The following is a 21,100-nucleotide window of genomic DNA, read 5'->3' on the forward strand; positions in this document are numbered from 1 at the left end:
TCCTTCTGGAAGGCCTCTGGAAGGTGGGCCTGATCGGTGGACTGCGGGGGATTTGCGGGGGTTCCATCGGGGTGATGGCTCGGGGCGGTGTCGTTTGGGCGGTGGATGACGTGGTGAGCTTTCGGGCCCATTCGCCGGCAAGCCGGCTTGCACAGGTCCAATGGGGCGCACGGGTCGTGCGCCATGCAGAGGATTCTGGGGGCTGGCTTGCCAGCGGCTCCGAGGGTCAGAGGCTACGTGGGCGTGTCACGCGGTCCACCAGGTAGACCAGGCCGTGGTAGTCGATCCCGCTATGGCTCGACAAGCCGATCTCGCACGTGCGGCTGGTGGAGATACCTTCGCTGCAATACTGCACCGCGTCCTTCAGGCTGCGCAGGGAGTGGGCATTGAGCTCTGGCGTGGTGAAGCCCTTGTCGCCGGCGAACCCGCAGCAATGGATGCCTTCGGGGATCACCACCTGCTTGCTGCAGCGCCGTGCCAGGTCGATCAGCGCCTGGCTCTCGCCCAGGTGCTGGGTGCTGCAGGTCACGTGGACGGCCACCGGTTCGTCCTGAGGGGTGAACTCCAGGCGCTCGAGCAGGTGGGTGCGGATGAAGCGCACCGGGTCGTACAGGTCCAGGCGGGTGTCGCCCAGGTCCTGGACCAGGCGCAGGGTGCAGGGGCTGGTGTCGCAGTAGATCGGGTCGAGGCCGCCGCGGCTGGCGTGGAGCAGGGCGTTGATCAGTTCCTGGCGCTTGTGCTCGGCCTGTTCCGGGTAGCCCTTGGAGGCGAATGGCTGGCCACAGCAGAGGTTGTCGGCGTTGTCGGGGAATACCACCTGGTAGCCGGCCTTCTCCAGCAGGGCGCGGGTCTTGTCGAGCAGCGAGCTCTGTTCGCGGTCGGCGTAGGCCGGGCCCATCACCCGTGACACGCAGGCGGCGAGGTACACCACGCGCGGGCGGGCGTCGTTGCCCGCCGGCCCGAATGCCACCGGGCGCAGGGGCTGGGGCATGGCCGGGGTCCACTGGGGCAGGCGGCCTTTGCTGGCCTTGCTCAGGGATGTGCTCAGGCGGCTCAGGCGCGGGGCGCCGAGCAGCTTGCGTGCGCCGTTGGCGGCAGCCAGTGTCAGGCGGGCACCGCGCAGGGCGGTGTGGAAGTGCCCGGCCAGCCAGTCGGCGGCCTTGTCGTGCCCGGCGGCCTGGCTGCGCAGCTTCTTCACCAACTCGCCGGTATTGATGCCGACCGGGCAGCGCTGGGCGCACAGGCCGGTGGCGGCGCAGGTGTCGATGCCCTGATACTGGTAGGTTTCGAGCAATTCGCGGGTGTCGAGGCCGGCGCGTTGCTTGGCTTGGATGTCACGCCACATGACGATGCGCTGGCGTGGGCTCAGGGTCAGCCCCTTGGAGGGGCATACCGGCTCGCAGAAGCCGCACTCGATGCATTTGTCGACGATCTCGTCGGCGGCCGGCAGGGGCTTCAAGTGCTTGAGGTGGATGTCTGGGTCTTCGCTGAGCACCACGTCGGGGTTGAGGATGCCGTTGGGGTCGAGCAGGCGCTTGAGCGTCCACATCAGCTGGTAGGCGTCATGGCCCCACTCCAGTTCGACGAAGGGCGCCATGTTGCGGCCGGTGCCGTGCTCGGCCTTGAGCGAGCCGCCGAACTCCACCGCCACCAACTGCGCCACGTCGTCCATGAAGGCCTGGTAGCGCGCCACTTCCTCGGCGCTGTTGAAGCCTTGGGTGAAGACGAAGTGCAGGTTGCCCTCCAGGGCATGGCCGAAGATGATCGCCTCGTCGTAACGGTGCTTGTCGAACAGCTGGAGCAGGCGGTTGACGCCCTCGGCCAGTTGCTCGATGGGGAAGGTGACGTCTTCGATGATCACCGTGGTGCCGGTCTGGCGCACGGCGCCGACGGCGGGGAAGGTGTCCTTGCGGATTTTCCACAGCTGGTTGTACACCGCCGGGTCTTCGCTGAAGTCGACGCACTGCTCCAGCGGGAAGTCGGCGATGGAGGCCATGATCTGCTGCAACTGCTCATGCAGCAGGCTCTGGCTGCCCGCGCGGGACTCGATCAGCAAGGCGCAGGCATTGCCCGACAGGCCTTTCACCCAGATGGGCATGCCTGGCATGTCCTGGACCGAGCGCAGGCTGCGGCGGTCGAGCAGTTCCACGGCGGAAACCGGCTGGCGCTTGAGCACGGTGACGGCGCGGCAGCAGCTTTCCACGCTGGGGAAGACCAGCAGCGCGCTGGCTTTGTGCGGGTGGTCGGGCACGGTGTCGTAGGTGACCGCGCTGATGAAGCCGAGGGTGCCTTCGGAGCCGACCAGCAGGTGCTGGAGGATGTCCAGCGGCTGGTCGTAGTCCACCAGTGCATTGAGCGACAGCCCCGTGGTGTTCTTCAGCCGGTACTTGTGCCGGATCCGCTCGGCCAGCGCCGTGTTGGCGCGGGTCTCGCGGCCGAGGCGGGCGAGGGCTTCCAGCAGGTCGGCGTGGCTCTGCTCGAACGCCGCGACGCTGGCCGGGTCCTCGCTGTCCAGGCGGGTGCCATCGGCCAGTACCAGGCGCATGCCGGCCAGGGTGTGGTAGGTGTTCTGCGCCGTGCCGCAGCACATGCCGCTGGCGTTGTTGGCGACGATGCCGCCGATCTTGCAGGCATTGATCGAGGCCGGGTCGGGGCCGATCTTGCGCCCGTAGGGGGCGAGCCAGGCGTTGGCCTGGGCACCGATGACCCCGGGCTGCAGGCGGATCTGTTCGCCCTGGCCGCGGATTTCCTTGCCGCCCCAGTTGTCGCCGAGGACGATCAGCACCGAGTCGCTGATGGCCTGGCCGGAGAGGCTAGTGCCGGCGGCGCGGAAGGTCACCGGCACGCGCTCGCGCTGGGCCAGGTGGATCAGGCCGACGACTTCGTCTTCGGACTCGACACGTACCACCAGCTTGGGGATCAGCCGGTAGAAGCTGGCGTCGGTGCCGAAGGCCAGGGTCGAGGTCGGGTCGTCGAAACGGCGTTCGGCGGGGATCAGGCGCTCGACATCACGCAGGAACGCGGCGGGCAGGCTCATGCTATCTCCTCGCGGGGCCGCGGCGTCTGGTGCGCCGCGTGTCCCGGTCAATCAGGCGGTGTGTCGTGGGGCGCGGCTATCAGGCGCCCAGTTCGCGGACCAGCGAGTCGCGGGTGATTTCACTGATGGACTTGGCGCCGGTCAGCACCATGGCCACGCGCATCTCCTTCTCGAACAGGTCGAGCAGGTTCTTCACCCCGGCCTCGCCGTGGGTGGCCAGGGCGTAGAGGAAGGCGCGGCCGATCAGCACGCTGTCGGCGCCCAGGGCGATCATGCGCACCACGTCCAGGCCGCTGCGGATGCCGGAGTCGGCGAGGATCGTCAGGTCGCCCTTGACCGCGTCGGCGATCGCCGGCAGGGCCCGGGCGCTGGACAGCACGCCGTCGAGCTGGCGGCCGCCGTGGTTGGAGACGACGATGCCGTCGGCGCCGAATTTCACCGCGTCCTTGGCATCTTCCGGATCGAGGATGCCCTTGATGATCATCGGGCCGTCCCAGAATTCACGGATCCATTCCAGGTCCTTCCAGGAGATGGAGGGGTCGAAGTTGGCGCCCAGCCAGCCGATGTAGTCGGCCAGGCCCGTGGGGTTGCCACGGTACTTGGAGATATTGCCCAGGTCGTGCGGGCGGCCCAGCAGGCCGACATCCAGCGCCCATTGCGGGTGGGTCATGGCCTGCCAGACGCGGCGCAGCGGGGCGTTCGGGCCGCTCATGCCGGAATGGGCATCGCGGTAGCGGGCGCCGGGTACTGGCATGTCGACGGTGAACACCAGGGTCTTGACCCCGGCGGCCTTGGCCCGCTCCAGGGCGTTGCGCATGAAGCCGCGGTCCTTGAGCACGTACAGCTGGAACCACATGGGCCGGTCGATGGCCGGGGCGACTTCCTCGATCGGGCACACCGATACCGTCGACAGGGTGAAGGGAATGCCCTTGGCCGCTGCCGCACGGGCTGCTTGGACCTCGCCACGGCGGGCGTACATGCCGGTCAGGCCGACCGGGGCCAGGGCCACGGGCATGCTCAGGGTTTCGTCGAACAGCCGCGTCTCGAGGCTCAGCTCGGACATGTTCTTCAGCACGCGCTGGCGCAGGGCGATGCCGGCCAGGTCCTCGACGTTGTGGCGCAGGGTGTACTCGGCGTAGGCGCCACCGTCGGCGTAGTGGAACAGGAAGGGGGGCAGCTTGCGTTGGGCCGCGGCGCGATAGTCGGTGGAGGCGGAAATGATCATGGGGTCTCGCTGCAAAGGTGGAGAGGGGCGGCTGCCGGGCGCGACAGGGCGCGCCCGGCCCCTTTCACTTTAGTGATGAACCAGCATGCCGGTCAGCCAGTAGGCCTGGACCAGGGTGATCAGGCCGACGATGGTGGCGAAGAACAGGCTGTGCTTGACGGTGAAGCGGAACAGGTCCGATTCCTTGCCGACCAGGCCGGTGGCGGCGCAGGCCACGGCGATGGACTGTGGCGAAATCATCTTGCCGGTCACGCCACCGCTGGTGTTGGCGGCCACCAGCAGGGTGTCGTTGACCCCGATCTGGTGAGCAGTGGTGGCCTGCAGCGAGCCGAACAAGGCGTTGGACGAGGTGTCGGAACCGGTCAGGAACACGCCCAGCCAGCCGAGGAACGGCGAGAAGAACGGGAACGCGGCGCCGGTGCCGGCCAGGACCAGGGCCATGGTCGAGGACATGCCCGAATAGTTGGTGACGAAAGCGAAGGCCAGGACCATGCCGATCGACAGGATCGGCCAGCGCAGCTCCCAGAAGGTTTCCTTCAAAGTGGTCAGACCAGTTTTGACGTTGATCTTCAGCACGGCCATCGACAGCAGCGCGGAGATGAAGATCGCGGTACCGGTGGCGGAGATCGGGTCGAACTTGAACACGGCCGCGATCGCGGTCGGGGTGGCGGCGATCGGCGCGCCTTTCATCACCAGTTGGTCCAGGTACGGGATGGCGAAGTTGAACACGAAGTCGTACATCGCGCCGCCCGGGGCGAACGCGGCCTTGAACGGCTTGAGGGTCCAGATCGTCACCAGCACGGTGAGGATCAGGAACGGCGACCAGGCCTTGAAGATCTCGCCCAGGCTGTAGGGCGAAGGCTGGCTGCCGCCGGTGCTGACCACGGCGGCGCCGACGCTGCCCTTGGCTTCGGCGAACGAGCGCTTGGGTTGCCAGACCTTGAGGAACAGGGTCAGGGCGATCAGGCTGGCCAGGGCCGAGGTGATGTCCGGCAGTTCGGGGCCGATGAAGTTCGAGGTGAAGTACTGGGTGACGGCGAAGCTCAGGCCGGCCACCAGGGCGGCAGGCCAGGTTTCCTTCACGCCGCGCACGCCATCCATCATGAACACCAGCCAGAACGGCACGAACAGCGACAGCAGCGGCAGCTGGCGACCGGTCATGGCGCCGATGTCGAAGGCGTCGATGCCGGTCACCTGGCCGGCGACGATGATCGGGATGCCCAGTGCGCCGAAGGCTACCGGCGCGGTGTTGGCGATCAGGCACAGGCCGGCGGCGTACAGCGGGTTGAAGCCCAGGCCTACCAGCAGCGCGGCAGTGATGGCCACCGGGGCGCCGAAACCGGCGGCGCCTTCGAGGAAGGCACCGAAGCAGAAGCCGATCAGCAGCACCTGCAGGCGCTGGTCGTCGGTGATCGACAGCACCGAACTGCGGATCACCTCGAACTGGCCGCTCTTGACCGTGAGTTTGTAGAGGAACACCGCGGCGACGATGATCCAGGCAATGGGCCACAAGCCGTAGAGGAAGCCATAGCCGGCGGCGGCCAGCGCCATGTCGACAGGCATCTGGAAGGCGAAGATCGCCACCAGGATCGACAGGGCAAGGGTGATGCTGCCGGCGACATGGCCTTTGAGGCGGAACACGGCCAGGGCGAGGAAGAAGAACACGATAGGGATGACGGCCGCCAGAGCGGACAGGCCAAGGCTCCCCAGGGGGGTATAGAGCTGTTGCCAGGTTTGCATAGTGGGATGGCCCCTAATTGTTGTTGGTCAAGCACTGGCATTGGATAATTGGTAAGACCAATTTACAATGACTGGTCGCTAGGTTAAAAGCGTGGTTGTGGCCGTGTCAATTTGTCCTGGGGAAAACTTTGGTCGGATATCGATGAGCGGGTATCTGGTAGCCCTGGAAAATCGTCATCTGATGGGTGTCGAGGCGGCGCGGATGGGCCAGAATAGGCGCCCCCCGGAATCCGCGGGGTTTGTGGAGAGCATGTGATGGTTTTTGATCAGGTCCGCCAGCGGCGCCTGTCCGACGACATCGTCGATCGGTTGGAAGGGATGATTCTCGAGGGCACCTTGACCTCGGGGCAGCGCTTGCCAGCCGAGCGCGCCCTGGCCGAGCAGTTCGGCGTGTCCCGCCCTTCGTTGCGCGAGGCGATCCAGAAGCTGGTGGCCAAGGGGTTGCTGGTCAGCCGCCAGGGCGGTGGCAACTATGTCGCCGAGACGCTGGGCTCGACCTTCAGCGACCCACTGCTGCAATTGCTCGAGCACAGCCCCGAGGCCCAGCGCGACCTGCTCGAGTTCCGCCACACCCTGGAGGCTTCCTGCGCCTACTATGCCGCCCAGCGCGCCACCGAGCCGGACCGCGACCGGCTCAAGGCGGCTTTCGACGCCTTGCAGGACTGCTATGCACGGGCCGACGAGGTCAGTCGGGCGGAGGAAGGGGCGGCCGATGCGCGTTTTCACCTGGCCATTGCCGAGGCCAGCCATAACGCGGTGTTGCTGCACACCATCCGCGGATTGTTCGACCTGCTCAAGCGCAACGTGGTGACCAATATCGGCGGCATGTACCAGCAGCGTGCGGAGACCCGCGACATGCTGATCAGCCAGCATCGCGAGCTGTATCAGGCGATTGTCGAGGGGCGGGCGGACGATGCCCGGGAGGTGTCGAGCCGGCACATCCTGTATGTGCAGGAAGTGTTGCAGGAGGCGCAGCAGGAGGCCCGGCGGGTGGCGCGGGCGGAGCGGCGCAACGGCTGCTAGGGCATTGCCGGGAGGCCTTGGGGCTGGCTAGTCAGACGGTGCCTGGAGCCTTGGGGCTGCTGTGCAGCCCAAAGGCTGGGTAATCTCTCACAGAGCCCTCTGCATGGCACATGATGTGTGAGCGTCGCCGTCCCCTGGGCCAGAACAGGCCTACTCGTCGCGGCCTTTGCTGCGCACGGCGCGCTGGATCTCGCGGTTGGAGTCGCGCTCGCGTTGGGTGTCGCGCTTGTCGTATTCCTTCTTGCCCTTGCCAAGCGCGATCTCGCACTTGATCAGGTGCTTGCTCCAGTACAGCGCCATGGCCACGCAGGTGTAGCCCTTTTGCGCCACGGCCGCTTCCAGGCGCTCGAGCTCGCGCTTGTTCAGCAGCAGCTTGCGAGTACGGGTAGGGTCGGCGATGACGTGGGTGCTGGCGGTGGTCAGCGGGGTGATGTGGCTGCCGAACAGCCAGGCTTCGCCATCCTTGAGCAGCACGTAGCTGTCGGTCAGGTGCGCCTTGCCGGCCCGCAGGCTCTTTACTTCCCAGCCAGACAGGACCAGCCCGGCCTCGAACTTGTGCTCGATGAAGTAATCGTGTCGCGCCTTCTTGTTCAGCGCGATGGTCCCGGTCGGATGTTTCTTTTGCTTAGCCATAGGGGCGGCATTATAGGGAGTCGCCGCGCCGCCGGCTATGGGGTTTAGGTGTGCTTGAGCCTGTAGGACGAATCCCGGACAATGCAGACCCTGTTCTGTTGAACAGAACCGTTTTCGATGCGCTGAGAAGCGCTGCCGCCCAGTCTTGGAAGTGACGCCTGGATGACTACCCATATTCAACGCTCCGCCCTGCTGCCGTACCCCGCCCAGGCGCTCTACGATCTGGTCAACGATGTGGCCAGTTACCCGCAATTCCTGCCCTGGTGCTCGGCCTCGACGGTGCTCGAGGTCAGCGATACGCACATGCGGGCGAAGCTGGAAGTGGCCAAGGGCGGGATCAGCCAGCAGTTCGTCACGAACAATGTGCTGGTGCCGGGGCAATCGATCGAGATGAACCTGGAGGAAGGGCCGTTCACCCAGCTGCATGGCCTGTGGATCTTCAAGCCATTGGGCGAAAAGGCCTGCAAGATCAGCCTTGACTTGTCCTTCGACTATGCCGGGCCCCTGGTGCGTGCCACCCTCGGCCCGTTGTTCAACCAGGCGGCCAATACCCTGGTCGATGCCTTCTGCCAGCGGGCCAAGCAACTCAATGCCTGAGGCCCTCGTGAACATCGAAGTCGCCTACGCCACGGCCGAGCGCCAGTGGCTGCTGGCCTGCGAGGTGCCGGCAGGGACCCGTGTCAGGGACGCATTGCGCCTGTCGGGCCTGGGCGAACAGGTGCCGGGGCTTGACCTGGCGTCCTGCCCGGTGGGGATTTTTGGCAAGGTGGTCAGCGATCCCGCTGAGCGCACGGTCGAGGAGGGCGATCGCCTGGAGGTGTATCGGCCATTGCTCGTCGATCCGAAGGAAGTGCGCAAGCAGCGAGCCGCCAAGGCGAAGGCGCAGCGCGGCGCCTGAGGGCTGAACGTCGCCATTGGGGCCGTGCCCGGCCCCAATGGCAGACAGCTTACTGCGGGGAGGTTTCCAGCGGTGCCGGCGTCGGGACCGGAGTGGTCTCGATGGTGTCGATCTCGCGTTGGATGGATTCTTCCAGCGAGCCTGGCTTGGCCGGCTTCTCTTCGGGCTGGCTCGGCTCGGTGGCCGGGCTGACGGTGGTGTCGCCGCTGCCGCCGAGGATCTCCTGGTCGCGGCTCACGCCTGGCATGAAGTCGCCAGACAGGCTTACCAACTGGTCGCTGTCGTTAAAGAAGATGCTCATGCGCTCCTGCTGGCGCTGGCCGCCGCCGGGCTGCAGGCTGTAGAGGTAATCCCAGCGGTTGGTGTTGAAGGTGTCCTGGATCAGTGGGTTGCCCATGATAAACCTTACTTGCCGGCGGGTCATTCCGGGGCGTAATTGGTCTATCATGTCTTGCGTAACGACATTGCCCTGCTGGATGTCGATTTTGTAAACCCCGGGAAACGAGCAACCGGCGAGTGCGAGCAGTCCCACGAAGGTGAGGCTGGTTAGCAAGAGCTTGGTGTTTTGCATCGGTGGGCGACTTCCACTATCTTGGCTGGACAACGTAAACCCCGATCATACCCGTATTAAGAGAAGCTGCGAAGCAGCATCGGCGAGAAAGCTGACCATGGTTGAAAATAGCGAATTGCGCAAAGCCGGTCTCAAGGTGACCCTGCCTCGAGTCAAGATTCTTCAGATGCTCGACTCCACCGAGCAGCGTCACATGAGCGCCGAGGATGTCTACAAGGCGCTGATGGAAGCTGGCGAGGACGTCGGTCTGGCGACCGTCTATCGCGTCCTGACCCAGTTCGAAGCGGCGGGTCTGGTGGTTCGCCATAACTTCGACGGCGGTCACGCGGTATTCGAGCTGGCTGATAGCGGCCACCACGACCATATGGTCAACGTGGATACCGGTGAAGTCATCGAGTTCGTGGATACCGAGATCGAGAAGCGCCAGAAACAGATCGTGACCGACCATGGTTACGAGTTGGTGGACCATAACCTGGTCCTGTATGTGCGCAAGAAAAAGTAACGATTTGTTCGTTATCTAAAGCAAAGGCGGCCTTCGGGTCGCCTTTGTGCTTTTGGGGTGCCAGCCGTCTTTGGGGCCGCTTCGTAGCCCCTGGCATTTGCCAGGTTCAACGAGCCCGTTTCGATTCAGGAACGCCGGGCGACAACTGTCAGGCCTTGCCAGACACCACCATCTTGCGCGCATGGGCCAGTGATTCCTTGGTCAGGTCGATGCCGCCGAGCATCCGCGCCACTTCCTCGACCCGCTCGCGTTTGCCCAGGTTGGCGACGGCGGTATGGGTGGTGTCGCTGTGACGCACCTTGTGCACGAACAGGTGGCGATGCCCCTGGGCTGCCACCTGCGGCAGGTGGGTCACGGTCAGTACCTGGCCGCGCTCGCCCAGGCGCCTCAGCAACTGGCCGACGATTTCCGCGGTGGGGCCACCGATGCCCACGTCCACCTCGTCGAACACCAGGGTCGGGATGCGTGAGGTTTGCGCGGTGATCACCTGGATCGCCAGGCTGATACGTGACAGTTCGCCACCCGACGCCACCCTGGCCAGGCCCTTGAGCGGCTGGCCGGGGTTGGCGCTGACCAGCAGTTCGATCTGTTCCAGGCCATGGGGCGACAGTTCGCCCCCTTCGTTGGGCGTGAGTTCGATGCAGAAGCGCCCGCCGGGCATGCCCAGGCGCTGGATCTCCTGCTCGACGGCAGTGGCCAGTTGCCTGGCCGCTTGCTGGCGCAAGGCGCTCAGCTCGCCAGCCTTCTCCTGGTAGTGCTGGGCGTAGGCGGCCAGCTCCTCGCCCAGGCGTTCGATCGACTCGTCGCTGGCGTTCAGCCCTTCCAGCTCTTCCATCAGGCGCTGTTGCAGGTGCGGCAGCTCGGTCGGGTGCACGCGGTGCTTGCGCGCTAGGGTATAGATGGTGTCGAGCCGCTCCTCCAGGGCCTGCAGGCGCATGGGGTCGGCGTCGAAATGGTCGAGGAAACGGTTGAGCTCACCGACCGCTTCCTCGACCTGGATCTGCGCGCTGGCTATCAGGTTGACCGCCTCGCCCAGGGCCTTGGGCGCGTTGGCCACGGCGGTCAGGCGGTTGAGGCTGGCGGTCAGGGCGCTGAGCACGTTGCCCGAGTCGCTCTCGCTGCACTGGTCGATGACCTGGCGGCAGATGCCGAACAGCGCCTCGGCATTGGTCAGGTTCTTGTGCTCCTGCTCCAGCTGTTCCAGCTCGTTCTCGCCAAGGCCGAGGTTGTCCAGCTCTTCCAGCTGGTAGCTGAGCAGTTGGTGGCGGGCGCGCTGTTCGTCGCCGGAGTTGGACAGGCGCTCCAGTTCCTGGCGGGTCTGGCGCCAGCGCTGGGCGGCCAGGTGCACCTGGCGGGACAGGTCGATGGCGCCGGCGTACTCGTCCAGCAGGCGACGGTGAGTGTCGGTCTTGAGCAGTGACTGGTGCTCGTGCTGGCTGTGGATGTCGATCAGCAGTTCGCCAAGGGCCTTGAGGTCGCCGAGCGGGCAGGGTGTGCCGTTTATATAGCCGCGGCTGCGCCCTTCGGCGGTGATCACCCGGCGCAGGATGCAGGGGCCGTCGCTGTCCAGGTCGCGTTCGGCGAGCCAGGCCGTCGCCTCGGGGATGTCGACGAGATCGAAGGTGGCCAGGATGTCCGCCTTGCTCGCGCCAGGGCGTACCACGCCACTGTCGGCGCGGTCGCCGAGGGTCAGGCCCAGGGCATCGAGCATGATCGACTTGCCGGCGCCGGTTTCGCCGGTGATGACGGTCATGCCGCGGGCGAGTTCGAGGTCCAGGTGTTCGACGATGGCGTAGTTGTGGATGGACAGGTGCACCAGCATGAGGGCGGCTCCCGAAGCGTCATGTCTGGTTATTTATACAGTGTTTTTTGCCGGGCTGACAATGCCCGCTCGGAGAATGCGCGCGCGTGCGGAAAACCCGTCTGCCCCTTGAACCTGGTTTTTCCGACCCCATATAGCCGGCAGACAAGGCGAGCCTGGCTCGCATACCCGAAATTGCGGAGGAGAGACCCGATGGCTGACGAACAGCTGGATGAGAAGAACCTTAACGCCGAAGAGGCTGGTGCAGAGGATCTCGGTGCCCGCGTACAGGTGCTCGAGGAGCAGCTGGCCGCCGCCAAGGACCAGTCCCTGCGCGCCGCCGCCGACCTGCAGAACATCCGCCGCCGTGCCGAGCAGGATGTCGAGAAGGCCCACAAGTTCGCCCTGGAGAAGTTCGCCGGCGACCTGCTGCCGGTGATCGACAGCCTGGAGCGCGGCCTGGAGCTGTCCAGTGCCGACGACGAAACCATCAAGCCGATGCGCGAAGGCATCGAGCTGACCCTGAAGATGTTCCACGACACCCTCAAGCGCTACAACCTCGAGGCGGTCGACCCGCACGGCGAACCGTTCAATGCCGAGCACCACCAGGCCATGGCCATGGAAGAGAGCGCCGAGGTTGAGCCCAACAGCGTGCTCAAAGTGTTCCAGAAGGGCTACCTGCTCAACGGCCGCTTGCTGCGCCCCGCCATGGTGGTGGTCAGCAAGGCGCCAGCGGCACCTCAGCCATCGATCGATGAAAAGGCTTGAAATCCTTCCGGGCATCCCCATCTAGGTGTCAAGCATTCAAGTATTACCGCAGTTGGCCAATGTAGTCGCTGCAACCTAATTCAAGTTTCGGGAGAGTTAACATGGGCAAAATCATCGGTATCGACCTGGGGACCACCAACTCGTGCGTCTCCATCCTGGAAAACGGTAACGTCAAGGTCATCGAGAACGCCGAAGGCGCGCGCACCACGCCGTCGATCGTCGCCTACGCCAACGATGGCGAGATCCTGGTCGGCCAGTCGGCCAAGCGCCAGGCCGTCACCAACCCGCACAACACCCTCTTCGCCGTGAAGCGCCTGATCGGCCGCCGTTTCGAAGAAGATGTCGTGCAGAAAGACATCAAGCTGGTTCCGTACAAGATCGTCAAGGCCAACAACGGTGACGCCTGGGTCGAGGCCAACGGCAAGGAAATGGCTCCGCCACAGATCAGCGCCGAAGTCCTGAAGAAAATGAAGAAAACCGCCGAAGACTACCTCGGCGAGCCAGTCACCGAGGCGGTCATCACCGTACCGGCTTACTTCAACGACAGCCAGCGCCAGGCCACGAAGGATGCCGGTCGCATCGCCGGCCTGGACGTCAAGCGCATCATCAACGAGCCGACCGCTGCTGCACTGGCCTACGGCATGGACAAGGCCAAGGGCGACCACACCGTCATCGTCTATGACCTCGGTGGTGGTACCTTCGACGTTTCGGTCATCGAAATCGCCGAAGTCGACGGTGAGCACCAGTTCGAAGTACTGGCCACCAACGGCGACACCTTCCTGGGTGGCGAAGACTTCGACATGCGCCTGATCGACTACCTCGTCGACGAGTTCAAGAAAGAGTCCGGCATGGACCTGAAGAACGATCCGCTGGCCCTGCAGCGTCTGAAGGAAGCCGCTGAAAAGGCCAAGATCGAGCTGTCTTCCGCTCAGTCGACCGATGTCAACCTGCCGTACATCACCGCAGACGCGACCGGTCCTAAGCACCTGAACGTGAAGATCTCCCGCGCCAAGCTGGAGTCGTTGGTCGAAGACCTGGTCAACCGTACCATCGAGCCTTGCCGCATCGCCCTGAAGGACGCCGGCATCGACGCCAGCAAGATCCACGACGTGATCCTGGTCGGCGGCCAGACCCGTATGCCGCTGGTGCAGAAAGCCGTTGCCGACTTCTTCGGCAAGGAAGCGCGCAAGGACGTCAACCCGGACGAAGCGGTCGCCATGGGTGCCGCCATCCAGGGCGCGGTCCTGGCCGGTGACGTGAAGGACGTGCTGCTGCTGGACGTCAGCCCGCTGACCCTGGGTATCGAGACCATGGGTGGCGTGATGACCCCGCTGATCGAGAAGAACACCACCATCCCGACCAAGAAGTCGCAGGTGTTCTCCACTGCCGACGACAACCAGAGCGCCGTGACCATCCACGTGCTGCAGGGCGAGCGTAAGCAGGCCGCGCAGAACAAGTCGCTGGGCAAGTTCGACCTGGCCGACATTCCGCCGGCACCGCGTGGCGTTCCGCAGATCGAAGTGACCTTCGACATCGATGCCAACGGCATCCTGCACGTCGGCGCGAAGGACAAGGCCACCGGCAAGACCCAGTCGATCGTGATCAAGGCCAACTCCGGCCTGTCCGACGAGGAAATCGAGCGCATGGTGCGTGACGCCGAGGCCAACGCCGAGGAAGACCGCAAGTTCGAGGAGCTGGCCGCCGCCCGCAACCAGGGTGACGCGCTGGTCCACTCGACTCGCAAGATGGTCGCCGACGCCGGCGACAAGGTGACCGCCGAGGAGAAGACCGCGATCGAAGCTGCCGTGGTGGCCCTGGAAGCGGCCATCAAGGGCGACGACAAGGCTGCCATCGACGCCAAGGTCGAGGAGCTGTCCAAGGTCTCCGCGCCGGTTGCCCAGAAGATGTACGCCGAGCAGCAAGCCCAGCAGCCGCAGGGTGACGCCCAGCAGGCCGAACCGGAAGCCAAGCACGACGACGTGGTTGACGCCGAGTTCGAGGAAGTGAAAGACAACAAGCAGTAATCCCTGCACGTTGTCGGCCAGCCCAGCGCCGTTTGGCGTTGGGCTGGTAGGATGTCGCCGCGCGGGGGCTTGCTCCCGCGTTGGCGTGTCTGGAATACGGGAATTTTTACGGCATCTGTCAGGGCGCATTCGTGTGTGGCGGCAGGTGCTGACGGCAAGGCGCATAAGGCGCAGAGGTATGCCGAACGCCCTCAAGAGTGCAAATGACCTATGGCAAAGCGTGATTATTATGAGGTCCTGGGTGTCGAGCGTGGCGCCGGCGAAGGGGATCTCAAGAAGGCCTATCGCCGCCTGGCGATGAAGTACCACCCGGACCGCAATCCGGGCGACAAGGCGTCGGAAGAGAAATTCAAGGAGGCCAACGAGGCCTACGAAGTGCTGTCCGACGCGAGCAAGCGTGCCGCCTACGACCAGTACGGCCATGCCGGCGTCGACCCGAGCATGGGTGGCGGTGGAGCGGGCTTCGGTGGTGCCAACTTCTCCGACATCTTCGGTGACGTCTTCAGCGACTTCTTCGGCGGTGGCCGTGGTGGTTCGCGCGGTGGTGCCCAGCGTGGCAGTGACCTGCGCTATACCCTCGAGCTGAACCTCGAGGAAGCGGTGCGGGGCACCACGGTCAACATCCGTGTGCCGACGCTGGTCAACTGCAAGCCTTGCGACGGCTCCGGCGCGAAGAAGGGCTCCACCCCGGCCACTTGCCCGACCTGCGGCGGCATCGGCCAGGTGCGCATGCAGCAGGGCTTCTTCTCGGTGCAGCAGACCTGCCCGCGCTGCCATGGTCAAGGCAAGATCATCACCGACCCTTGCAGCGCCTGCCATGGCGAAGGCCGGGTCGAGGAATACAAGACCCTGTCGGTCAAGGTGCCGGCCGGTGTCGATACCGGTGACCGCATCCGCCTGTCCGGCGAGGGCGAGGCGGGTACCCACGGCGGCCCGACCGGCGACCTGTACGTGGTCATCAATGTGCGCGAGCACCCGATCTTCCAGCGCGACGGCAAGCACCTGTACTGCGAAGTGCCGATCAGCTATACCGACGCTGCCCTGGGTGGCGAGCTGGAAGTGCCGACCCTCGATGGTCGGGTCAAGCTGAAGATCCCGGAAGGCACCCAGACCGGCAAGCAGTTCCGCCTGCGCGGCAAGGGCGTGGCGCCGGTGCGCGGTGGTGCGGCTGGCGACCTGCTGTGCCGCGTGGCCGTGGAAACCCCGGTCAACCTCAGTCGTCGCCAGCGCGAACTGCTCGAGGAGCTGCGTGACTCGCTGCAGGGCGACAGCTCCCATTCGCCCAAGGCCAACGGTTGGTTCGAAGGCGTGAAGCGCTTCTTCGGCGATCTCTGACAAGGAACAGGCTATGCGACGTATTGCGGTAATGGGCGCGGCAGGGCGCATGGGCAAGACCCTCGTCGAGGCTGTGCAGCAACAGGCGCCCCAGGCGGGCCTGACGGCGGCGATCGACCGTCCCGACAGCACCCTGGTCGGTGCCGACGCCGGCGAACTGGCGGCGCTGGGGCGGATCGGCGTGCCGATCTGCGACGACCTGGCGAAGGTGGCGGACGAGTTCGACGTGCTGATCGATTTCACCCATCCTTCGGTGACCCTGAAGAACCTGGCGTTCTGCCGCAAGGCGGGCAAGGCCATGGTCATCGGCACCACTGGTTTCACTCCGGAGGAGAAGGAGCAGTTGGTCGAGGCGGGCAAGGAAATCCCGATCGTCTTCGCCGCCAACTTCAGCGTTGGCGTCAACCTGTGCCTGAAGCTGCTGGATACCGCGGCGCGGGTGCTGGGCGACGAGGTGGACATCGAGATCATCGAGGCGCACCACCGGCACAAGGTCGATGCGCCGTCGGGCACCGCGCTGCGCATGGGCGAGGTCGTGGCCCAGGCGCTGGGGCGCGACCTGCGCGAAGTGGCCGTCTATGGTCGTGAGGGCCAGACCGGTGCCCGCGACCGGCAGACCATCGGTTTCGCCACCGTGCGTGCTGGCGACGTGGTGGGCGATCACACCGTGCTGTTCGCCGCCGAGGGCGAGCGCGTGGAGATCACCCACAAGGCCTCCAGCCGCATGACCTTCGCCAAGGGCGCGGTGCGTGCCGCGTTGTGGCTGGAAGGACGCGAGCCGGGGCTGTACGACATGCAGGATGTGCTGGAGCTGCGTTGATCTGGTCGATGTAGGTGCCATTTGGGCTGCTGTGCAGCCCCAAATGGCACCTGCGGATCCCCTGTCGCAATCCTGTGTTTTAGAGGCACATGTGCGGTAGACCGAAAACGCCATTTCCTGTAAGCTACAGCTTTAGTGTGTCCACTAAAAGCGCGCAGACAAATTCAGCATAGAAGCGGGGTGACGTGTCCATACGTCATTCCGCTTTTTTGCAACCTGCGATCGCCCTTTCAGGCTTGATTTACGGGAGGTCTTCTTGACTAAGCCAGCCATACTCGCCCTTGCCGATGGCAGCATTTTTCGCGGTGAAGCCATCGGAGCCGACGGTCAGACCGTTGGTGAGGTGGTGTTCAACACCGCAATGACCGGCTACCAGGAAATCCTCACAGACCCTTCCTACGCCCAGCAAATCGTTACCCTGACTTACCCGCACATCGGCAACACCGGCACCACCGCCGAAGACGCCGAGTCCAACCGTGTCTGGTCTGCCGGCCTGGTCATCCGCGACCTGCCGCTGCTGGCCAGCAACTGGCGCAACACCCAGTCGCTGCCTGAGTACCTCAAGGCCAACAATGTCGTGGCGATCGCCGGCATCGACACCCGCCGCCTGACCCGCATCCTGCGTGAGAAGGGCGCGCAGAACGGCTGCATCCTGGCCGGTGACGACATCAGCGAAGAAGCCGCCATCGCCGCCGCCCGTGCCTTCCCAGGCCTCAAGGGCATGGACCTGGCCAAGGAAGTCAGCACCAAGGAGCGCTACGAGTGGCGTTCCAGCGTGTGGAACCTGGCTACCGACAGCCATCCGACCCTGGACGCCGCCGAGCTGCCGTACCACGTGGTCGCCTACGACTACGGCGTCAAGCTGAACATCCTGCGCATGCTGGTCGCCCGCGGCTGCCGCCTGACCGTGGTCCCGGCACAGACGCCAGCCAGCGAAGTCCTGGCGCTCAACCCCGATGGCGTGTTCCTCTCCAACGGCCCTGGCGACCCCGAGCCGTGCGACTACGCGATCCAGGCGATCAAGGACATCCTCGAGACCGATATCCCGGTCTTCGGCATCTGCCTCGGCCACCAACTGCTGGCCCTGGCCTCCGGCGCCAAGACCATGAAGATGGGCCACGGCCACCACGGTGCCAACCACCCGGTCCAGGACCTGGACAGCGGCGTGGTCATGATCACCAGCCAGAACCACGGCTTCGCCGTCGACGAGGCCACCCTGCCGGGCAATGTCCGCGCCATCCACAAGTCGCTGTTCGACGGTACCCTGCAGGGCATCGAGCGCACCGACAAGAGCGCGTTCAGCTTCCAGGGCCACCCTGAAGCGAGCCCAGGCCCGACCGACGTCGCGCCACTGTTCGATCGTTTCATCGATGCCATGGCCAAGCGCCGCTGAGCATCCTGCATCGAGGCCCCGGACCGGCCTGCGCCGCGTCCGGAAGCGCCTGACCCAGATTGTTCAAGACGGCTTGCCGACTGACCCGCGGATTTGAGTGACAACCCATGCCAAAACGTACAGACATCAAAAGCATCCTGATTCTCGGCGCTGGCCCGATCGTGATCGGCCAGGCCTGCGAATTCGACTACTCCGGCGCCCAGGCGTGCAAGGCCCTGCGCGAGGAAGGTTTCCGCGTCATCTTGGTGAACTCCAACCCGGCCACCATCATGACCGACCCGGCCATGGCCGATGCCACCTACATCGAGCCGATCAAGTGGCAGTCGGTGGCCAAGATCATCGAGAAGGAGCGCCCTGACGCGCTGCTGCCGACCATGGGCGGCCAGACCGCACTGAACTGCGCCCTGGACCTCGAGCGCCACGGCGTGCTGGAGAAGTTCGGCGTGGAAATGATCGGCGCCAACGCCGACACCATCGACAAGGCCGAGGACCGTTCGCGCTTCGACCAGGCGATGAAGGCCATCGGCCTGGAGTGCCCGCGCTCCGGTATCGCCCACAGCATGGAAGAAGCCAACGCGGTGCTCGAGCGCCTGGGCTTCCCGTGCATCATCCGTCCGTCCTTCACCATGGGCGGCACCGGTGGCGGTATCGCCTACAACCGTGAAGAGTTCGAAGAGATCTGCGCCCGCGGCCTGGACCTGTCGCCGACCAAGGAGCTGCTGATCGACGAATCGCTGATCGGCTGGAAGGAATACGAGATGGAGGTTGTCCGCGACAAGAAGGACAACTGCATCATCGTCTGCTCCATCGAGAACTTCGACCCGATGGGCGTGCACACCGGCGACTCGATCACCGTCGCCCCGGCGCAGACCCTGACCGACAAGGAATACCAGATCATGCGCAACGCCTCCCTGGCGGTGCTGCGTGAGATCGGCGTGGAAACCGGCGGTTCCAACGTCCAGTTCGGCATCTGCCCGAACACCGGACGCATGGTCGTGATCGAGATGAACCCGCGCGTGTCGCGTTCCTCGGCCCTGGCTTCCAAGGCCACCGGCTTCCCGATCGCCAAGATCGCCGCCAAGCTGGCAGTCGGCTACACCCTGGACGAGCTGCAGAACGACATCACCGGCGGCCGCACCCCGGCGTCGTTCGAGCCCTCGATCGACTACGTCGTCACCAAGCTGCCGCGCTTCGCCTTCGAGAAATTCCCGAAAGCCGACGCCCGCCTGACCACCCAGATGAAGTCCGTGGGTGAAGTCATGGCCATCGGCCGTACCTTCCAGGAGTCGATGCACAAGGCCCTGCGTGGCCTGGAAGTCGGCGCCTGCGGCCTGGATCCGAAGGTCGAGCTGGGCAACCCGGACCTGACCAACATCCTCAAGCGCGAACTGACCGTGCCGGGCGCCGAGCGCATCTGGTACGTCGCCGATGCCTTCCGTGCCGGCATGAGCCGCGACGAGATCTTCGCCCTGACCAAGATCGACCACTGGTTCCTGGTGCAGATCGAGGACCTGATCAAGGAAGAAGAGAAGGTCAAGACCCTGGGCCTGGCCAACGTCGACGCTGCGCTGATGCGCCGCCTCAAGCGCAAGGGCTTCTCCGACCAGCGCCTGGCCAAGCTGCTGGGCGTCACCGACAAGACCCTGCGCCGCCATCGCCACAAGCTGGAAGTCTTCCCGGTCTACAAGCGCGTCGACACCTGCGCCGCCGAGTTCGCCACCGACACCGCCTACCTGTACTCCACCTACGAGGAAGAGTGCGAGGCCAACCCCTCGACCCGCGACAAGATCATGATCCTCGGCGGTGGCCCGAACCGCATCGGCCAGGGTATCGAGTTCGACTACTGCTGCGTGCACGCGGCCCTGGCGCTGCGTGAAGACGGCTACGAGACCATCATGGTCAACTGCAACCCGGAAACCGTCTCCACCGACTACGACACCTCCGATCGCCTGTACTTCGAACCGCTGACCCTGGAAGACGTCCTGGAGATCTGCCGTGTCGAGAAGCCCAAGGGTGTGATCGTCCACTACGGCGGCCAGACCCCGCTGAAACTGGCCCGTGCCCTGGAAGAGGCCGGTGTGCCGATCATCGGCACCAGCCCGGACGCCATCGACCGCGCCGAAGACCGCGAGCGCTTCCAGCAGATGGTCCAGCGCCTGAACCTGCGCCAGCCGCCGAACGCCACCGTGCGCAGCGAAGACGAGGCGATTCGCGCCGCTGCCGAGATCGGTTACCCGCTGGTCGTGCGTCCGTCCTACGTCCTGGGCGGCCGTGCCATGGAAATCGTCTACGAGCCCGAAGAGCTCAAGCGCTACCTGCGCGAAGCGGTCCAGGTGTCCAACGACAGCCCGGTCCTGCTCGACCACTTCCTCAACTGCGCCATCGAGATGGACGTGGACGCGGTCTGCGACGGCACCGACGTGGTGATCGGCGCGATCATGCAGCACATCGAGCAGGCCGGTGTTCACTCCGGTGACTCGGCGTGCTCGCTGCCGCCGTACTCGCTGCCGGCCCACGTGCAGGACGAAGTCCGCGAGCAGGTGCGCAAGATGGCCCTGGAACTGGGCGTGGTCGGCCTGATGAACGTGCAGCTGGCCCTGCAGGGCGACAAGATCTACGTGATCGAAGTCAACCCGCGCGCCTCGCGTACCGTGCCATTCGTCTCCAAGTGCATCGGCACTTCCCTGGCGATGATCGCGGCCCGTGTCATGGCTGGCAAATCGCTGAAAGAGCTGGGCTTCACCCAGGAAATCATCCCGAACTTCTACAGCGTCAAGGAAGCGGTCTTCCCGTTCGCCAAGTTCCCAGGTGTTGACCCGATCCTCGGCCCTGAGATGAAATCCACCGGTGAAGTCATGGGTGTCGGCGACAGCTTCGGCGAAGCCTTCGCCAAGGCCCAGATGGGCGCCAGCGAAGTGCTGCCAAGCGGCGGTACCGCCTTCATCAGCGTGCGCGACGACGACAAGCCGCAGGTGGCGGGTGTCGCCCGCGACCTGATCGCCCTGGGCTTCGAAGTGGTCGCAACCGCGGGCACCGCCAAGGTCATCGAGGCGGCTGGTCTGAAGGTGCGCCGTGTGAACAAGGTGACCGAAGGTCGCCCGCATGTGGTCGACATGATCAAGAACGACGAAGTCTCGCTGATCATCAACACCACCGAGGGCCGTCAGTCGATCGCCGACTCTTATTCGATTCGTCGCAATGCGCTGCAGCACAAGATCTACTGCACGACCACCATTGCGGCAGGTGAGGCCATCTGCGAAGCGCTCAAGTTCGGTCCCGAGAAGACCGTCCGTCGCTTGCAGGATCTGCATGCAGGATTGAAAGCATGAG

16 protein-coding genes are annotated in these 21,100 nt (G+C 64.8%); 10 read left to right on the top strand and 6 right to left on the bottom strand.

Annotated features, from left to right (window positions below):
- Positions 1–226: 226 nt before the first annotated feature.
- From ABFA30_RS03590 to ABFA30_RS03600, 3 genes are all read right to left on the bottom strand, one after another.
- A complete protein-coding gene (locus ABFA30_RS03590; RefSeq protein ID WP_368815759.1) occupies positions 227–3,037 on the bottom strand; it encodes an FAD-binding and (Fe-S)-binding domain-containing protein in 2,811 nt (936 codons plus the stop codon).
- A 79-nt stretch (positions 3,038–3,116) separates the two neighbouring features.
- Positions 3,117–4,262 carry an FMN-dependent L-lactate dehydrogenase LldD gene (lldD, locus tag ABFA30_RS03595; protein WP_225790279.1) on the bottom strand — a complete coding sequence of 382 codons (1,146 nt, stop codon included), beginning with the start codon at positions 4,260–4,262 and terminating at the stop codon, positions 3,117–3,119.
- A gap of 69 nt (positions 4,263–4,331) precedes the next feature.
- On the bottom strand, positions 4,332–6,002 hold the full coding sequence (locus ABFA30_RS03600; protein WP_410045162.1) for a lactate permease LctP family transporter: 1,671 nt from the start codon (positions 6,000–6,002) through the stop codon (positions 4,332–4,334).
- Positions 6,003–6,257: 255 nt separating this feature from the next.
- Here ABFA30_RS03600 and ABFA30_RS03605 point away from each other — a divergent pair, with 255 nt between their 5' ends.
- Positions 6,258–7,025, top strand: a complete 768-nt coding sequence (locus ABFA30_RS03605) for an FCD domain-containing protein (RefSeq protein ID WP_225790277.1) — start codon at positions 6,258–6,260, stop codon at positions 7,023–7,025.
- Between the two features lie 150 nt (positions 7,026–7,175).
- Here ABFA30_RS03605 and smpB read toward each other — a convergent pair whose 3' ends face one another.
- Positions 7,176–7,658: an SsrA-binding protein SmpB gene (gene smpB / locus ABFA30_RS03610; RefSeq protein WP_225790276.1), complete on the bottom strand. Its 483-nt coding sequence runs from the start codon at positions 7,656–7,658 to the stop codon at positions 7,176–7,178.
- A gap of 162 nt (positions 7,659–7,820) precedes the next feature.
- Between smpB and ABFA30_RS03615 the strand changes: the two genes are divergently transcribed.
- Positions 7,821–8,255, top strand: a complete 435-nt coding sequence (locus tag ABFA30_RS03615; protein WP_225790275.1) for a type II toxin-antitoxin system RatA family toxin — start codon at positions 7,821–7,823, stop codon at positions 8,253–8,255.
- Positions 8,248–8,556: an RnfH family protein gene (locus tag ABFA30_RS03620; protein ID WP_225790274.1), complete on the top strand. Its 309-nt coding sequence runs from the start codon at positions 8,248–8,250 to the stop codon at positions 8,554–8,556. Before ABFA30_RS03615 ends, ABFA30_RS03620 begins: the two co-directional genes overlap by 8 nt.
- Positions 8,557–8,605: 49 nt before the next feature.
- Here ABFA30_RS03620 and ABFA30_RS03625 read toward each other — a convergent pair whose 3' ends face one another.
- Entirely contained in the window at positions 8,606–9,127 is a 522-nt protein-coding gene (locus tag ABFA30_RS03625) for an outer membrane protein assembly factor BamE (protein ID WP_225790273.1), read from the bottom strand.
- Positions 9,128–9,224: 97 nt separating this feature from the next.
- On the opposite strand from ABFA30_RS03625, the gene fur reads away from it, so the two are divergent.
- The gene (gene fur, locus ABFA30_RS03630; protein WP_225790272.1) at positions 9,225–9,629 is read left to right on the top strand and encodes a ferric iron uptake transcriptional regulator; all 405 of its coding nucleotides are present in this window, start codon (positions 9,225–9,227) and stop codon (positions 9,627–9,629) included.
- A gap of 148 nt (positions 9,630–9,777) precedes the next feature.
- On the opposite strand, the gene recN is transcribed toward fur, so the two are convergent.
- Positions 9,778–11,451: a DNA repair protein RecN gene (recN, locus tag ABFA30_RS03635; RefSeq protein ID WP_225790271.1), complete on the bottom strand. Its 1,674-nt coding sequence runs from the start codon at positions 11,449–11,451 to the stop codon at positions 9,778–9,780.
- A 192-nt stretch (positions 11,452–11,643) separates the two neighbouring features.
- On the opposite strand from recN, the gene grpE reads away from it, so the two are divergent.
- From grpE to carB, 6 genes are all read left to right on the top strand, one after another.
- Positions 11,644–12,198: a nucleotide exchange factor GrpE gene (grpE, locus tag ABFA30_RS03640; RefSeq protein WP_225790270.1), complete on the top strand. Its 555-nt coding sequence runs from the start codon at positions 11,644–11,646 to the stop codon at positions 12,196–12,198.
- A 101-nt stretch (positions 12,199–12,299) separates the two neighbouring features.
- On the top strand, positions 12,300–14,222 hold the full coding sequence (gene dnaK, locus ABFA30_RS03645; RefSeq protein ID WP_225790269.1) for a molecular chaperone DnaK: 1,923 nt from the start codon (positions 12,300–12,302) through the stop codon (positions 14,220–14,222).
- Positions 14,223–14,432: 210 nt separating this feature from the next.
- Positions 14,433–15,557, top strand: a complete 1,125-nt coding sequence (gene dnaJ / locus ABFA30_RS03650; protein WP_225790268.1) for a molecular chaperone DnaJ — start codon at positions 14,433–14,435, stop codon at positions 15,555–15,557.
- A 13-nt stretch (positions 15,558–15,570) separates the two neighbouring features.
- On the top strand, positions 15,571–16,377 hold the full coding sequence (dapB, locus tag ABFA30_RS03655) for a 4-hydroxy-tetrahydrodipicolinate reductase (RefSeq protein WP_225790267.1): 807 nt from the start codon (positions 15,571–15,573) through the stop codon (positions 16,375–16,377).
- Between the two features lie 256 nt (positions 16,378–16,633).
- Entirely contained in the window at positions 16,634–17,770 is a 1,137-nt protein-coding gene (carA, locus tag ABFA30_RS03660; RefSeq protein WP_225790266.1) for a glutamine-hydrolyzing carbamoyl-phosphate synthase small subunit, read from the top strand.
- Between the two features lie 107 nt (positions 17,771–17,877).
- Positions 17,878–21,099 carry a carbamoyl-phosphate synthase large subunit gene (carB, locus tag ABFA30_RS03665; protein WP_225790265.1) on the top strand — a complete coding sequence of 1,074 codons (3,222 nt, stop codon included), beginning with the start codon at positions 17,878–17,880 and terminating at the stop codon, positions 21,097–21,099.
- Position 21,100 lies beyond the last annotated feature (1 nt).

Source organism: Pseudomonas sp. HLMP, from assembly GCF_046365545.1.
Lineage (GTDB): Bacteria > Pseudomonadota > Gammaproteobacteria > Pseudomonadales > Pseudomonadaceae > Aquipseudomonas > Aquipseudomonas guariconensis_B.